A 15,620-nucleotide genomic window follows, 5' to 3' on the forward strand; every position below is an offset into this window, starting at 1 on the left:
TTCGGCTTAAATTTTTTTATAAAAAAGGCTTGTATTATTGAATATTTGTGTTACATTTGCAACCGCAATGACAAACAATTGTTGTGGTTCTTTAAGAATATGAAATGCGAAAATAGCTCAGTTGGTAGAGCGCGACCTTGCCAAGGTCGAGGTCGCGGGTTCGAGCCCCGTTTTTCGCTCTAACACTACATCATGCTCGGATGGTGAAATTGGTAGACACGCTGGACTTAAAATCCAGTGAACAGCAATGTTCGTGCGGGTTCAAGTCCCGCTCTGAGTACAAGAAAGCTTCAAACTATGTTTGGAGCTTTTTTTATTTATGACAAATCCTACTGTCACTCTTAGGTGAACGCAAAAAAAATGATTCTAAAAACATTAATGTAAATTATAAAATATGGGCGCTTTTGTGATCAGTAAACGGTTTAATGACACCTATAAATTTGTTTTTACATCTCGTAAAGGGAAAGTGATTTTTACCAGTCAAAGCTATGAGTTGAAGTTTGAAGGGGAAGAAGATATTGAGTTGATTAAGGCTTCGGTAGGTGAGATGGTTTTTGTTAAGGTAAAATCTGTGAAAGGGATGTATTTTTTTAAGCTTTTGTTGGGGGAGCGTCATTTGGCTACTAGTAGAAAGTATACCACCGAATTGCGATTGATTAAGGGGATTAATGAAATTAAGTCTTCTGCAGTTAGTTCTGAGGTTTTGGACTTCTCGGATAATGATTTTGTTTTTCCAGATTAACCGGGGTGGGGTTGTGTTGTTGCTGTGGTGCTGGTTTTTGGTTGTTGTAAGCAGTGTAAATGAGTTGGGTGAATATTTGTTAGGTGTGTTGATTGGATAAATGTTGTTGATTGTCTAGGTGGTATTGTGTGTTGTGTTGAGGTCGAATCATTATGTTAAATTAGTATAAAACAAAAGATCAAGGATTTCTTGAGCTTTTGTTTTATATGCATAAAAAAAGCCATCACATGGATGGCTTGATTTTTTCTGTAATTTAAAAATTACTTAGCTGGAGCAGCTTCAGTTGTAGCAGCAGGTGCAGCAGCAGAATCAACTACAGTAGCAGCAGAATCAACAGCAGGTGCAGCAGCAGAATCAACTACAGTAGCAGCAGAATCAACAGCAACTTCAGTTCCTTCAGCAGCAGCGTCAGCTTTTTTACAAGATACAACAGTTAATACAGCAACAGCAGCTAAACTTAAAAATACTTTTTTCATCTTAATTTTATTATAAAGGTTAATTATTAATTCGAGGCAAAGATATAAAAAAATTAATACGCAAAATATTTTTTTGGATTTTTTTTGAATTATATCCTGTGCTCTCATTAGGGTACATTTCAAATAGTGTGCCAAACTATTATTTACCCCTAAAATAGTTATGGCTAGGGATTATTTTTTACTTTTTTTGTTTTTTTTAGGATGAACTAATTGTAGTTCCTCGATAAGATTTTTGGCACCTGCATACTTGTCAATTACAAAAAGAACGTATCTCATGTCTACCATGATATTTCTGCAAATACTTGGGTCATAATAGATGTCGCTCATTGTTCCTTCCCAAACGCGATCAAAGTTAAGGCCGATTAAATTTCCTTGAGCATCTAGTGCTGGACTACCAGAATTTCCCCCTGTTGTATGATTGGTTCCAATGAAACAAACAGGCATTTTTCCGTTTTCAGCATAATTGCCATAGTCTTTGTTTTTGATGAGTTCAATTAATTTAGGAGAAACATCAAATTCATAATCGCCAGGGATGTATTTTTCCATTACACCATCCAAGTAAGTTACAGGGTTGTAGTAAACACCATCTCTAGGTTCATATCCTTTTACTTTACCATAAGTGACTCTCAGTGTGCTATTAGCATCTGGGAATATTCTTGATTCTTTTGTACTTAATTCTAATTGTGCTTTCATATAGTTGCGTTGCAACTCTGTGATTTTTAAATTCAAAGCATCATAAGAAGGAGCTACTTCTTTTAAAAAGGCATCAGCCATAGATTTTACTAAAACAAAAGCAGGATCTTGATTGATTTTGCTAAGTACTGTTTTGGTGTCACCAGTTAGTAATTCTTTAGCGCCTGCATAAGAAGTAAGTTTAGAATTAGAATAGATGTTTTTGGAAAGTTGATTTACATCTATATTGTTCAAAGAAGAAGGTAGAAATTGTTTTGGAGATTTCGTGGTGTATAAAACGAGTAGTTGTTCGAATACTTTTTCGTCTACTATTGGGCTAAAGTCTTTGTAGAAATCCCCTAATCCGTTGTAGAGATTGTTTTTTCTATCGGTAAAGGCTTGTTCTCCTTTAGTGTTTAGAATTTGTTCTAATTGATAGAATTTAAACGCAACAGAAAGTAGTTCGGTGTTTCTAAGTACGGTTTCGTTAAAATAGTCTCTTGCTAGAGCATAAGGCGCAATTTCATTGTAGTATTTTTCGAAGTCACTCAATAGTGTGCCGTATTCTTTTTGTTTGTTGGCTTTAATCACGTTTTCTTGAAACTTCTTTTCTGCTTCTTTCTTTACCGCAACGGCATTCGATTTTTTGATCCCTAAAGTTTCACCTTGCCATTTTTTCCAATAATTAGCCGTCCCAGCGTATTTTGAAGCGTATTGAATTTTGATCGCATTGTCTTTTCTCATGAAGCCATCCGCAACTTTTAGGGCTTGTTCTCTGATTTCTATTCGGGCAGGATTCAATTCGTTTGCAATTTGATTGATCGCAACAGAAGGTAAGTATTCATTGGTTTTTCCTGGATATCCAAAAACCATGGTGAAGTCGTCTTCTGCAATTCCGTCTAAAGAAATTGGTAAGAAATGTTTTGGAGTGTACGGAACATTGTCTTTTGAATAGGCTGCAGGACGATTGTTTTTATCAGCGTAAATTCTGAAAAGTGAAAAATCTCCGGTATGACGTGGCCAAACCCAGTTGTCTGTATCGGAACCAAATTTACCAATTGATGTTGGTGGCGCACCAACTAAACGTACGTCTTTGAAGGTTTCGGTAACAAAAAGCAAGTATTGATTACCGTCGTAAAAGGTGCGAATTTTGTTTTCTTGCCAAGCTTCTTTTGGAAATGAATTGCTTAAAGCGCTAATGTTTTCTTGGATTTTCTTTTGCTTTTCGGCTTCATTTGATAGTGTATTTACGCCTTCCAAAACTTGTTTAGTAACATCTTCAATTTTTACAATAAAGGTAACTACTAAATCTTTGTTAGGTAATTCGTCTTCCATTTTGAATGCCCAAAAACCATCGGCTAAGTAATCGTGTTCGGTACTAGAGTGTGATTGAATCTGTCCGTAGCCACAGTGGTGATTGGTTAATAAAAGTCCTTTTGGTGAAATTACTTCTGAGGTACAACCTCCGTTAAAATGAGGAACAGCATCTTTTAAGCTTGATTTGTTGGTGTCGTAAATGTCTTTAGCAGACATTTTCATACCCAAGCTTTTCATTTCTTTTTCGTTCATCCCTTCTAAAAGAGAAGGAATCCACATGCCGCCTTGTTGGGCATAGGTTTGAAAAACAAAAAGGAGTAAGAGTAGTTTTAAAAATTTCATAGTATTTGTTATGGATTAGAATTGAGTTTTTGAATTTATAAATGGTATTTCATTAATTGTCGTTTGTGAATGGTAAAACCGTTTTTTAAGTACAGTTGTTGTGCTTTTTCATTATGCTCTTCCACTTCTAAATACATTAATCGGAAGTTGTTTTTATGGCAAAATTCTTGAGTAAAAGCAATGGCTTTTTTTCCTATTCCTTTGCCTTGGGCCTTGGGTTGAAGGTATAATTCGTCTAAAAATGCAATTTTACCTTGGTATTCAAAACTAAAAATGAACGTTAGAATCACATAGCCGACTATTTCTTTATTGTATTTTATCAACCAACATTCGCCTAGGTTTTTGTTGGTAATGAATTCTTCAAATAATTTTTTAGCGACTAAAGCGTCAAAAGGGTAGTGGTCTATAGCGTAAAAATCTTTCATGAGTGCTGTAACAGTCTCAATATCTTTTTTTTGTAGTAGCTCAAATTGAATCATAAAATTTGATTTAAAATCGTTGTAGTTGCACCTTTGTTGTTTTGTACATAAATGCTACAAATTTCGCCTTTTTCTTCTCTAGTTGTGGTATTATTTAACAATTCGTTAAATATTAACTCAAGTTCAGGCTTGTTTTTGATGGAAATGCAGCCTTTAATTTTTACTAAAGCTGTCGCTTCTGCAAAATGCGAATAATTAGGGCCAATTACGATTGGAATTCCAAAAGTAGCGGGTTCTAAAATATTATGTACGCCAGGATTTCCAAAACCACCACCTACATAAGCAATGTCGGCATAGCTGTAGATTTTGGTTAAAATCCCAATGGTGTCAATAATAAATACCTGCTTATCCGAGAGTGTTTGGGTTTCTTTTTCAGAAAATAAGACGGTAGACTTTGTGATTAGTGCTTTTAAGTTTGCTATTTGCTCAGCTTTTATATTATGTGGAGCAATAATGAATTTTACGTTTTCGTTGCCGTAATCGTTAATGTATTGGGCGATGATTTCTTCGTCTTTTGGCCACGAACTACCTACAACAACTGTGATTTTGTCATTCTTGAATTCGGATATGAAATCAAGGGTGTTGTCTTTTTCTAAAATGGTACTCACACGGTCAAAACGCGTATCTCCAGAAACCAAAACATTTTGGTGACCAAGGCTTTGCAAGAGTTTTTTGGAAGATTCGTTTTGCACAAAAAAGAATTCAAAAGCGTCTAATGCTTTTCTGTAAAAGCCACCATACCATTTAAAAAACGCTTGGTTTTCTCTAAGAATTCCAGAAATCAAATAGGTTTTGATGTTTCGTTTTTTGAGTTCGTTTAAGTAATTCGGCCAATATTCGTATTTGATAAAGAAAACCAACTCGGGATTTACTAACTCAATGAATTGTTTGGCATTTTTTTGAGTATCCAATGGTAAGTAAACCGTGCAATCAGCCACAGTATTATTCTTTCGTACCTCGTAACCTGAAGGCGAAAAAAAAGTGACGATAATTTTATGAGAAGGAAATTTTTCTTTTAGTTGCTCAATAACTGGAAGTCCTTGTTCGTACTCGCCTAGAGAGGCCGCGTGAAACCAGATCGTTTTGTCGTTGGGCTGAATTTTATCTTTTAGAGTTTCAAAAACAATAGTGCGACCCTTAACAAAAAGCGCCATTTTTGGGCTAAAAAGCGCTACAATTTTTAACAGCAATCCTGCAAGACTAACAATGCAATTGTACAAAAAAAACATATGATTAAATTTTGGCTAAAATACAGTTTCTTTATGGTTTTTCATTGTGCTAAGGCATTAAATGACTATTTTTGTCTCACTTTTTTTCGAAAATAAATCAGGATATTTTCTCTTTATTTTCAAACTTTAAATTATTTTCCAATGAAAAAAATCCAAATGGTTGACTTAAAAAGTCAATATGATAAAATAAAAGACGTAGTAAATAACTCAATTCAAAACGTTTTAGATACCAATGCGTACATCAACGGACCTGAAGTGCATACTTTTCAAAAAGAATTAGAAACGTATTTGGGAGTTAAACACGTCATTCCATGTGCCAATGGTACCGATGCGTTACAAATTGCGATGATGGGATTGGGTTTACAGCCCGGAGACGAAGTAATCACTGCCGATTTTACGTTTGCAGCAACCGTAGAAGTGATTGCATTATTGCAACTTACCCCAGTTTTGGTAGATGTTGAGATGCACAATATGAACATTTCTCTAGAAGCTATCAAAAAAGCCATTACTCCAAAAACCAAAGCGATTGTACCCGTACACTTGTTTGGTCGTGCTGCTAATATGGAAGCGATTATGGCTTTGGCAAAGGAGCATAATTTATACGTAATCGAGGATAATGCACAAGCTATTGGTGCCAATTGCAAATTTTCAGATGGTACCAAAAAGAAAGCGGGAACTATCGGTCATGTAGGAGCGACTTCTTTTTTTCCTTCTAAGAACTTAGGGTGTTATGGTGATGGTGGCGCTATTTTTACTAACGATGATGCTTTGGCACACACCCTTCGTGGTATTGTAAACCACGGAATGTACGAAAGATACCATCACGATGTGGTGGGCGTAAATTCACGTTTGGATAGTATTCAAGCAGCAGTTTTGAATGCCAAATTACCGTTGTTAGATCAATACAACAAAGCGCGTCAAGATGCAGCTCGCAAATATACCTTGGCTTTTCAAGATCACGCTAATATCATTGCGCCAAGTATTTGTGACATCTGTGATTGCCATGTTTTTCATCAATATACCTTACGCATCATCAACGCAGATCGCAATGGATTAATGCAGCATTTGTTGGATAAAGGTATTCCATGTGCTATTTATTATCCAATTCCATTGCACGCACAAAAGGCTTATTTGGATCCAAGATATAAAGAAGAAGATTTTCCAGTTACGAATCAGTTGGTGCAAGAAGTGTTATCTTTACCTATGCATACTGAGCTTGATGATGAGCAAATTAAATTTATTACCGATAGTGTTTTAGAATTTTTAGGATAGTTTTTAGGAGCTATTTCCTGCTGTACGCTGTATCTTGCTTGGTCTCGTAGAAAAAACGAGACCAAGCAAGGATGCCGCTTCCATCAGGGCTAACCCAAACCACACAATTATGAAGATATTGGTTACAGGAGGCTTAGGCTTCATCGGTTCTCACACCGTAGTAGAATTGCAAAACAAAGGATTTGAAGTCCTAATCGTCGATAACTTATACAATTCGTCTATTGACGTTTTACAAAGAATCGAAAGCATATCTGGAATTGCGCCGCATTACAAAAACATCGATATGCGCGACAAAGCAGCCGTGCAGGCGCTCTTCAAAGAATATTCAGATATTGCAGGAGTCATTCATTTTGCAGCTTCCAAAGCTGTAGGAGAAAGCGTTGAGAATCCGTTGTTGTATTACGAAAATAATATTGCAGCCTTAGTGTATCTATTGCAAGAATTGCAACAAAAAGATGCAGCTTCCTTTATATTTAGTTCCTCTTGTACCGTTTACGGTCAGGCCGAAAAAATGCCTATTACCGAAGATGCTCCTGTACAACAACCCATGTCACCTTACGGGAATACCAAAAAAGTAGGAGAAGAAATCATTAGAGATACTGCAAAAGCATCGTCTATCAATGCGATTTTATTGCGCTATTTCAATCCTATTGGAGCCCATCCAAGTGCCGAAATTGGAGAATTGCCAATTGGTGTGCCACAAAATTTGGTCCCATTTATCACGCAAACTGGAATTGGATTGCGCCAAGAATTATCGGTTTTTGGAAATGATTATCCAACGCCTGATGGTACAGCGGTTCGCGATTATATTCACGTAGTTGATTTAGCCAAAGCACACGTTATTGCTCTAGAGCGCTTGTTAGACAAGAAAAATACAGAAAAAGTAGAGACTTTTAACTTAGGAACAGGTAAAGGAAGTTCAGTACTCGAAGTGATTCAGAGTTTTGAGCGCGTAAGTGGTCAAAAATTACCTTATAAAATCATGCCTCGAAGAGAAGGTGATATCACAGAAGCCTATGCGAATACCCATAAAGCCAACACAGTTTTGGGTTGGAAAGCCGAGTCTACGCTCGATGAAGCGATGGCAAGCGCCTGGAAGTGGGAACAGAAAATACGCTCGTAAAAAAGTATTCAGTCATCAGTAAATAGTCATCAGTAAGAAGCACCAAAGTATCCCTTGATAATTTGGTGTTTTTTTCTTTAAAGAACTATTTGTAAATTCGTTAGGTAAAAATATAAAAGAATGAGTGCTAAAAAAATATCCTCAAAATTGCCCAAAGTGGAGGAACCAGCCGTGGTTTATGAATCTTCGCAGGTGAAGCCTAAAGGAATAGATCGAGCAACATTTGATTTCGATACGGAGTTCGCTAATGGATTGACTCCAGAAGAAGCAAAAGAAGAAGCTAAAAGAAGAATTAGAGCGTGGTGGGGAAAATAAAAGTTGTTTTTACCCCCAAAGTAATTGCTGATTTGGATGATTTTGTTCAGATTTTATACAAAAAAGAGTATTTTGGATTTATCGAATCTGCTGAGGAATATGTCTCAAGGATTTATGATGCTACTTTCGAAAGATGTCAACTGGATATACATAAAATAGCTCCGAAAAACATCAGTCATTTAGGCACCTATTATATTTTTTACAAATCGAATAAAAGGACTACTTGGTACATTTTTTTCGAAAAGAAAGCAACTGCTATTTTGATTACTGGAATTAGCAATAATCATTGTGAAGAAGCGAAAGAGTTGTAAATAAAAGAAAAGCCGAATCCTGAGGGATTCGGCTTTTTTGTTACTTTTTAGCAGCTTCTTTCAATTTGTCGGCAGCTTTGTCTAGTTTTTCAGTACTTTTTTCTATCGCTTTATCGGTTTTGGCTTTGAGTGAATCAACCGCTTTTTCAACCTTTACTGTAGCGGTGTCAATTTTTTCCTCTACTTCTGAGGTTACAGCCTCTTTAGCTTCATCCAATTTTGCTTTGGTTTCTTCCTTGCAAGAAACGGTTACCGCAGCTAAAAAAGCCAATCCTAAAATTATTTTTTTCATAATCAATGTGTTTTTATGGGTTGTTATTTTTTTGAAAACTAAAGATAAACAAAAAATCCCCACAAACTTTACGTTTATGAGGATACTGTTGATAAGAATTGCTATCTAAATTCTGAAATTTGCTATCTGAAATTTCTAAGCATTCGCAGTAGCCGCTTCTTTATTGATTTTTCCAATCAGTCCGGTCAATACTTTTCCAGGACCTACTTCGGTAAATAATGTTGCTCCGTCTGCAATCATTTGTTGCACGGATTGTGTCCATTTTACAGGAGCAGTCAACTGAATGATTAAGTTTTTCTTGATTTCGTTAGGGTCAGAAACTGCGCTTGCCGTTACATTTTGGTACACAGGACAAATCGGAGTAGCAAAAGTAGTCGCTTCAATAGCTGCGGCTAATTCTTCTCTAGCTGGCTCCATCATTGGAGAGTGAAAAGCGCCACCAACAGGCAAAATCAACGCTCTTTTAGCACCTGCTTCTTTCATTTTTTCGCAAGCTAACTCTACAGCTTTGTATTCCCCAGAAATCACCAATTGACCAGGACAGTTATAGTTTGCTGCCACCACAACACCATCAATCGAAGCGCAAATGTTTTCTACTATTTTGTCGTCTAAATTCAAAACGGCTGCCATAGTCGAAGGGGTAATTTCGCACGCTTTTTGCATCGCTAATGCTCTTTGAGAAACTAATTTCAATCCGTCTTCAAAAGACAAAGCGCCATTGGCTACCAAGGCAGAGAATTCACCCAAAGAATGTCCAGCGACCATTTCAGGTGCGAAATTTTCTAAAGTTTTGGCCAAAATAACCGAGTGCAAAAATACTGCAGGTTGTGTTACTTTGGTTTCTTTTAGTTGTTCTGCAGTACCTTCAAACATAATATCGGTGATGCGGAAACCTAAAATTTCGTTAGCTTTTTCGAATAATTCTTTGGCAAGTGGAGAGTTCTCATATAAGTCTTTGCCCATTCCTGTGAACTGTGCGCCTTGACCTGGAAAAACGTATGCTTTCATAATAGTATGTTTATGTCGTAAATAATTTTAGTAGCAGCAAAAGTACTATTTTTATGGAATGTAAAAAAAACACTCCTGCCTTTTCTTTTTTACTGGTTGTAACGTTTAAAAAATTAAAAGACTAATAGGTAAATCTCTTCAAATTATGAAAAAAGTAATCTTAGTATTCTTTACAGTTTTTATCGCATTCCTTTTGATTTATTTCGGTTTGCCGGTACTTAACTATGGCTTTTTCAAATTGCCTTTCTTTCTATTATTGTTAATTGGAGTAGTGAGTTTATTTTTTATTAAACTAAAAGTAGACCCGAAAACCCACAAGACAACAGTTTTGAAGGTACCTCACAAGGTATTTTATTACAGTATATTGGTCTTACTTTTTTATGTAACTATTGTCCCATTGTTTACAACGGTAAAAATGTTCAGAAGCGAGGCGTACCAACAATTGCTTGGCAAAGTGCATAAAGGTGAAAAAATTACCCAACATATTGCACCTATCGCCATAGACAAAATCCGTGTAGTCGATGAAGAATTGGCGTATTTATTGGGCGAAAAAATATTAGGCTCGCAACCAGCTTTAGGAAGTCAAGTAGAGTTGGGACATTTTTGCATTCAAAAAGTACAAAACGAATTGTATTGGGTAGCTCCATTGTTGCATTCTGGTTTTTTTAAATGGATTAATAATTCCGAAGGAACTGCGGGTTATGTTATGGTTTCGGCTACTAATGAGCGTGATGTAAAATTGGTTCAGCAAATTGACGGGAAACCTTTAAAAATAAAATACCAACCTTCAGCTTATTTTCAGTCCGAAATTCATCGCCACGCGTATCTTAACGGGTATGCAACCATTGGCTTAACCGATTTTACTTTTGAAATTAATGACGAAGGAAAGCCGTTTTGGGTGATTACAACCTATGACAAAACCATTGGTTTCTCTGGAAATAATGCTACTGGTGTTTTGGTAGTCGATGCACAAAACGGAGCCATTCAAGAATATTCCATTGCCAACACACCAAAATGGGTAGACCGCATACAGCCTATAGATTTTATCGAAGACCAATTAGACGATTGGGGAACGCTAATTCACGGGTATTTTAATTTTTCAAATGAAGACAAATTACAAATCACCGAAGGGATGACTCTGGTGTATGGAAAAGACAATAAATCATATTGGTATACAGGCATCACTTCAACCGGTAAAGACGAATCTGCCGTGGGCTTTGTATTGGTTGATACCCGTACCAAAGAAACCACTTTTTACAAGCAAGGTGGCGCTACCGAATTTGCGGCTCAAAGTTCAGCCCAAGGTAAAGTTCAAGAAAAAGAATATACTGCTTCTATGCCAATTCCATATAACATCAATTCCATTCCTACCTACGTAATGACCTTAAAAGACAAGGGTGGATTGGTCAAAATGTTTGCTATGGTTGCCATTTCTGACTATACGATTGTGGGCGTAGGCAATACGATGCGTGAGACCCTTACTGCATACAAAAATGTGTATAATATGGCCGATAATAAGATTAATCCCAATTCGGTAGCCAATAAAAAAATCATTCAATCGGTGGTGACAAGAATTCAAAACGACGTCAAAAACGGCAATAGTTTTTATTACTTCACCCTGCGAAAATCACCCACTATTTATGTAGGTTCTTCACAAATTTCGAGCGAATTACCAGTAACTGTTGTGGGAGATTCTATCAAAATCACCTATGATTTAGACCTTGAAAAAGTAGTAGATATTTCTAGTTTTCAAAATCTAACCTTGAGCAAGAAGTAAAGCGTTTTATTTATTTTTGTAGTTAAATCATAAAGACAATGCCTTCTGAAAAAGAAAAAATGCTCGCTGGCGAATCCTATCTCAGCAACGACAAACAATTGGTGCAAGAGCGATTGTGGGCCAAGAAAATGCTGCAACAAATCAATGCCGAGTATATCGTAAACGGCAAAACACGCGGATTGTTCAAGCAATTATTACCCAATGCCCACAAGCGTTTGTATATAGAGCCGCCGTTTCATTGCGATTATGGGTACAACATCCACACGGGCGAGAATGTCTATTTCAACCTCAATTGTGTGGTGCTCGATACGATGAAAATCACCATTGGCAACAACGTCTTTTTTGGGCCAGGCGTACATATTTACACCGCCTCGCATCCCTTGGATATTGTCGAACGACGCACCTTCGAGCTGTCCAAACCCGTCACGATTGGCGATGATTGCTGGATTGGCGGCAATACCGTGATTTGCCCCGGAGTGACCATTGGCGACGGTTGCACGATTGGCGCCGGCTCGGTGGTGACCAAGAATATCCCGGCACATTCGCTGGCTGTAGGCAATCCCGCGCGTGTCATTCGAAAATTGCAGTAAACTTTTTTAGGAGCAGAAAGAAGGGGCTTTTTTATAGGTAAAGTCCCGTCATCCGCTGTATCTTTGCGGCCGAACCCCGGCCACAAAGGATGCCGCTACTACCGGGGCTAGAAGGCAAGAAAAGGCTTGATTAGCCAACATCCCAAAAAAATAAAAGAATGAAAGTTATCCTACTTACCCCAATGGAAATCGAAGCCGAGAAAGTGCAAAATGCCTTGCAACGCTTTCCATCTTTACAAAATGACTACCAAATCGTAATCTCAGGTGTGGGAAGAGAAACCACCGCCAAAGCGATGATGCATTTGCCTGCGCACGATTTGTGTGTGTTAATCGGCTTTGCCGCCATCGTAGGAAAACCCGAAAATTTGCCAGCCGAATTGCAATTAGGAATGCCGATTGAAATTACCAATGCTTCTCTTTATGGTTACGAAGGACAATTGTTCGAAAACGGTAAACCTATTTTGACGGAACCCAAAACGAACTTGCTTTGTTTGTCTTCGTTAACTTCGGATAAATTTGTCAAAACCACTAATTTGGCCGAACGCACCGTGGTGAATATGGAAGATTATACCTTTATGTATCTCAAACAACCACAGGATTTTATCGTGCGTATTATTTCAGATTTCTTGCCACACACCCACGAAATCGACTTTTTTGAAGAAGTAAAACCCATTGACTTTTACAAAGCCATCGAAGCTATTGAGAAGGTGTTTTGAGTTATGAGTTATGAATTATAAGTTATGAATTATAAGTTATGAAGTTGTAACAAAAACTAATCGTAGCTTTTAATGCAAAGAGTGATTGCTAAATGAAATCGCTAAATACTTTTCACCCCTCACTTCTCACTCTTCACTTCTCACTCTATTGAAGCAATAATTTCTAGCAATTGTGCTTTCAACGCCTCGTTGGTGATTCCTTTTTCTGCATCAAAATTGGTGGCAAAACTTGGTAACGAAAAAGCACCTTTAACATCGGCTCCTTGGAAAGGAAATCTGTTTTTGGCCATCTCCAAAACCGAAGCACCTCCTCGTGGTCCGGGAGAAGTAGCGAGCAAAAGCGTTGGTTTTTCTTGAAAGGTTTTACCGTTGATGCGGGAAGTCCAATCCAAAATATTTTTGAAAGCAGTCGAATAGGCGCCATTGTGTTCTGCAAAAGAAATGACAATAACATCGGCACCGCCCAGTTTGGTAAGAAAATCGTGCGCTAGTTGCGGAATTCCGGTTTTGGTTTCTTTGTCTATTGAGAAAATGGGCATTTCGTAGTCGTTCAAATCAAAAACTTCAACTGTTGCGTTGGCAAATTGATGTGCGGCATAGGTTGCCAATTGTTTGTTGATAGAGGTCGCGCTAGACGATGCGCCAAAGGCTAGTATTTTTTTCATAATTATCATTTTTCTGATTACTAAGAACTGATCACTGACTACTTTTTTTATTGTTCCATCGGGATTTCCATCACCAAAAATTTAGCAGCTGTTGTTGCTTTGATGTCAATTTCTGGAGTATCCCAAATTCCAAGGGCATCTCTTTTGCTCAGTTTTTCTCCGTTGACTTCTATTTCGCCCTCAATAGTCATAATGTAAAAACCGTTACCTACTTTTTGTAAGGCTAATTTTTTAGAAAAATCGGCATCAAAATCAGACAAATAAAACCAAGCATCTTGATGAATCCATACCCCTGCATCGTCTGGATTTGGCGATAGAATTTGAGCAAAATTGTTTTTTTGCTCGGTAACGTCCAAAGTGATTTGTTGGTAGCGAGGTGCTACATTGCGGTATTTTGGAAACAACCAAATTTGGAATAGCTTGGTTTGTTGGTTCGCATTCGGATTGAATTCACTGTGCTGAATACCCGTTCCGGCGCTCATTACTTGTACATCGCCCGTTTTGATAGTTGCGGCATTGCCCATACTGTCTTTGTGCGCCAAATCGCCTTCTAACGGAATGGTGATGATTTCCATATTATCGTGTGGATGCGTACCAAAGCCCATTCCCGCAGCAACAGTATCGTCGTTCAAAACGCGTAGCATACCAAACTGCACTCTATCGGGGTTGTACCAACTAGCAAAGCTAAAACTATGATAAGCATTCAACCATCCGTGGTTAGCGTGTCCTCTTGAATCTGCGGTATGTAAAACTGATTTTTTCATCTTCGTATAAATTTAGTGATTACTAGGATACAAAGGTATGCTCGTTGTGAGCAAAAGTCACTTAACCTAGATTAAGAAAAAAATATGACCTCAAAAAAGCAGGGATTGTGGTTTTATAAAAGTAAGTGCGACTTTTGATTCTCGACTTGTGAAGGCTCCTAAGCGGAAGTGTTTCTACTTTGAGGAATGCTCCAGAACCCGATTGGTATGGGTTGATGGGGTTGGGGTAGCTAACCCAAACGACTTACTCCCCGAAATGACTTTGAAAAAAAATGTGGTTTTGGGATTTTAGGTCTTGGATGGTCATTTACATCTTTTTTTGATTACACCTGTCAGGTTTCAAAAAACTGACAGGTGTGATATTACTAACTCCCTGAAATGACTTTGAAAAGGATGCCGTTTTGGGAGCGGAGGTTTTGGGTGGTCATTATGATTAAGTAACGATTTAACTTTATAGTTGTAATTTAATAAACTTATTTACATTATATAAAACTTCAAAGTTATATTTAATATAAATATCTTCATTTTCTATTTTGAATATATTTTTTAAGGTATCATTATCATAAGTAAAATGAAAATTATATTTTGAGTTTTTGGAACGTTGTTTATTTCTTAAAATTCGAGCTATACATTCTTTAGAGGGTAAATTATGTTTATTTTCTCCATTGACGCTAAACAAATAATTATTACAATCAATTAAATTGTAAAGGGCATCACCATTATTTCCTTTACTACCATGATGAGTAACTTTAACCCAGTCACACACTAGTTTATTATCCTGATTAAATCCTAGTTTTGTTAATGATTTAACAATATCAGTGGGGTGTGAATCTGCTAACCAAAGTATTTTATTATTATTATATTCAGTAAGAACCGAAATACTACTTCCATTTTCAACGGAGTCATCTTCTTTCCATTTATCTAAATTGAAATCATCGATAAGTGTTTTGTAGTCATTTTGTTTTGTAGCAACCGGTTCGCTTATTTTTTCATCTTCTTCTCTTTCAAGTAATTTATTACTATCCAAAGGATATTTTGATCTTAAACGATCTAATTTATTAGAAGTTGGTGACAAGATTGTCAACTTTAAACCATATAATTCAATTGGCTCAATCAAATTTGTAATATCATAATCTAAAAGCTTATTGTTTGTTTTTAAATATTCATAGAATACATCTCCCTGGCCTATACTTTTAAATTCACTAATGCTCTTTGCAGATTTATTGACACTATAAATCCTAGGCGGGTTGTAAAAATATTGTTTAACAATATCACTATATTCCCTATCATTGATAGTATCAATATATTTAACTACACCGCCAATGTGGTCATCGTGGATATGTGAAATAATCCATAAATCAATGATTTCATTATTGACAACAATATTCTGAATTTCATTTTCTAAAACATGACGAAATGTTCTTTCATAACCTGAATCAATAAAAACGTTATGATATTTATTATCATTCCCCAAAAACCTAATACATGAAGCATCTCCACATTCTGCTTGAAAAAATTTGATTTCCATAT

General features: G+C 36.8%; 17 protein-coding genes and 2 tRNA genes. 10 read left to right on the forward strand and 9 right to left on the reverse strand.

All coding sequences use genetic code 11. From position 1 onward, the window contains the following. Nucleotides 1-106: 106 nt before the first annotated feature. The 3 genes from BXU11_RS03820 (at nt 107) to BXU11_RS03830 (ending at nt 742) form a co-directional block, all read left to right on the forward strand. Nucleotides 107-179: transfer RNA gene (locus BXU11_RS03820), tRNA-Gly, on the forward strand. A 15-nt stretch (nt 180-194) separates the two neighbouring features. Continuing rightward, nucleotides 195-280, forward strand: a tRNA-Leu gene (locus BXU11_RS03825). A 114-nt stretch (nt 281-394) separates the two neighbouring features. Beyond that, on the forward strand, nt 395-742 hold the full coding sequence (locus BXU11_RS03830) for a hypothetical protein (RefSeq protein WP_024981381.1): 348 nt from the start codon (nt 395-397) through the stop codon (nt 740-742). 260 nt (nt 743-1,002) lie between these two features. On the opposite strand, the gene BXU11_RS03835 is transcribed toward BXU11_RS03830, so the two are convergent. The 4 genes from BXU11_RS03835 to BXU11_RS03850 form a co-directional block, all read right to left on the reverse strand. Beyond that, the gene (locus tag BXU11_RS03835) at nt 1,003-1,218 is read right to left on the reverse strand and encodes a hypothetical protein (RefSeq protein ID WP_024981382.1); all 216 of its coding nucleotides are present in this window, start codon (nt 1,216-1,218) and stop codon (nt 1,003-1,005) included. Nucleotides 1,219-1,389: 171 nt separating this feature from the next. Further along, on the reverse strand, nt 1,390-3,549 hold the full coding sequence (locus BXU11_RS03840) for a S46 family peptidase (RefSeq protein ID WP_078211069.1): 2,160 nt from the start codon (nt 3,547-3,549) through the stop codon (nt 1,390-1,392). Between the two features lie 35 nt (nt 3,550-3,584). Beyond that, a complete protein-coding gene (locus BXU11_RS03845) occupies nt 3,585-4,028 on the reverse strand; it encodes a GNAT family N-acetyltransferase (RefSeq protein WP_078211070.1) in 444 nt (147 codons plus the stop codon). Beyond that, nucleotides 4,025-5,257: a 3-deoxy-D-manno-octulosonic acid transferase gene (locus BXU11_RS03850; protein ID WP_078211071.1), complete on the reverse strand. Its 1,233-nt coding sequence runs from the start codon at nt 5,255-5,257 to the stop codon at nt 4,025-4,027. The genes BXU11_RS03845 and BXU11_RS03850 overlap by 4 nt, the downstream gene beginning before the upstream one ends. A 141-nt stretch (nt 5,258-5,398) precedes the next feature. Between BXU11_RS03850 and BXU11_RS03855 the strand changes: the two genes are divergently transcribed. From BXU11_RS03855 to BXU11_RS03870, 4 genes are all read left to right on the forward strand, one after another. Next, nucleotides 5,399-6,529 carry a DegT/DnrJ/EryC1/StrS aminotransferase family protein gene (locus BXU11_RS03855; RefSeq protein ID WP_078211072.1) on the forward strand — a complete coding sequence of 377 codons (1,131 nt, stop codon included), beginning with the start codon at nt 5,399-5,401 and terminating at the stop codon, nt 6,527-6,529. A 109-nt stretch (nt 6,530-6,638) separates the two neighbouring features. Next, nucleotides 6,639-7,652 (forward strand): UDP-glucose 4-epimerase GalE, encoded by a 1,014-nt coding sequence (gene galE / locus BXU11_RS03860; RefSeq protein ID WP_024981387.1) that lies wholly within the window; start codon nt 6,639-6,641, stop codon nt 7,650-7,652. A gap of 156 nt (nt 7,653-7,808) precedes the next feature. Next, the gene (locus BXU11_RS17815) at nt 7,809-7,967 is read left to right on the forward strand and encodes a hypothetical protein (protein WP_189318498.1); all 159 of its coding nucleotides are present in this window, start codon (nt 7,809-7,811) and stop codon (nt 7,965-7,967) included. Beyond that, nucleotides 7,952-8,278 (forward strand): hypothetical protein, encoded by a 327-nt coding sequence (locus BXU11_RS03870; protein ID WP_139363431.1) that lies wholly within the window; start codon nt 7,952-7,954, stop codon nt 8,276-8,278. The genes BXU11_RS17815 and BXU11_RS03870 overlap by 16 nt, the downstream gene beginning before the upstream one ends. A 40-nt stretch (nt 8,279-8,318) precedes the next feature. Here the strand turns inward: BXU11_RS03870 and BXU11_RS03875 are convergent, their stop codons facing one another. After that, nucleotides 8,319-8,570, reverse strand: a complete 252-nt coding sequence (locus tag BXU11_RS03875; RefSeq protein WP_139363432.1) for a hypothetical protein — start codon at nt 8,568-8,570, stop codon at nt 8,319-8,321. 135 nt (nt 8,571-8,705) lie between these two features. Further along, nucleotides 8,706-9,578 (reverse strand): ACP S-malonyltransferase, encoded by an 873-nt coding sequence (fabD, locus tag BXU11_RS03880; RefSeq protein WP_078211075.1) that lies wholly within the window; start codon nt 9,576-9,578, stop codon nt 8,706-8,708. Between the two features lie 145 nt (nt 9,579-9,723). Here fabD and BXU11_RS03885 point away from each other — a divergent pair, with 145 nt between their 5' ends. The 3 genes from BXU11_RS03885 to BXU11_RS03895 all read left to right on the forward strand — a co-directional run bounded on the left by BXU11_RS03885 (nt 9,724) and on the right by BXU11_RS03895 (nt 12,661). Further along, the gene (locus BXU11_RS03885) at nt 9,724-11,355 is read left to right on the forward strand and encodes a hypothetical protein (RefSeq protein ID WP_078211076.1); all 1,632 of its coding nucleotides are present in this window, start codon (nt 9,724-9,726) and stop codon (nt 11,353-11,355) included. A 38-nt stretch (nt 11,356-11,393) separates the two neighbouring features. Next, the gene (locus BXU11_RS03890; RefSeq protein WP_078211077.1) at nt 11,394-11,945 is read left to right on the forward strand and encodes a sugar O-acetyltransferase; all 552 of its coding nucleotides are present in this window, start codon (nt 11,394-11,396) and stop codon (nt 11,943-11,945) included. 158 nt (nt 11,946-12,103) lie between these two features. After that, nucleotides 12,104-12,661, forward strand: coding sequence for a hypothetical protein (locus tag BXU11_RS03895; protein ID WP_223253664.1), 558 nt, complete (start codon nt 12,104-12,106; stop codon nt 12,659-12,661). 140 nt (nt 12,662-12,801) lie between these two features. On the opposite strand, the gene BXU11_RS03900 is transcribed toward BXU11_RS03895, so the two are convergent. The 3 genes from BXU11_RS03900 to BXU11_RS03910 all read right to left on the reverse strand — a co-directional run bounded on the left by BXU11_RS03900 (nt 12,802) and on the right by BXU11_RS03910 (nt 15,618). Next, nucleotides 12,802-13,326, reverse strand: coding sequence for an NADPH-dependent FMN reductase (locus BXU11_RS03900; protein ID WP_078211078.1), 525 nt, complete (start codon nt 13,324-13,326; stop codon nt 12,802-12,804). A 47-nt stretch (nt 13,327-13,373) separates the two neighbouring features. Continuing rightward, entirely contained in the window at nt 13,374-14,090 is a 717-nt protein-coding gene (locus tag BXU11_RS03905; protein ID WP_078211079.1) for a pirin family protein, read from the reverse strand. 451 nt (nt 14,091-14,541) lie between these two features. Further along, the gene (locus tag BXU11_RS03910; RefSeq protein WP_078211080.1) at nt 14,542-15,618 is read right to left on the reverse strand and encodes an MBL fold metallo-hydrolase; all 1,077 of its coding nucleotides are present in this window, start codon (nt 15,616-15,618) and stop codon (nt 14,542-14,544) included. Nucleotides 15,619-15,620: the final 2 nt, after the last annotated feature.

The organism is Flavobacterium sp. LM5 (assembly GCF_002017945.1).
GTDB lineage: Bacteria > Bacteroidota > Bacteroidia > Flavobacteriales > Flavobacteriaceae > Flavobacterium > Flavobacterium succinicans.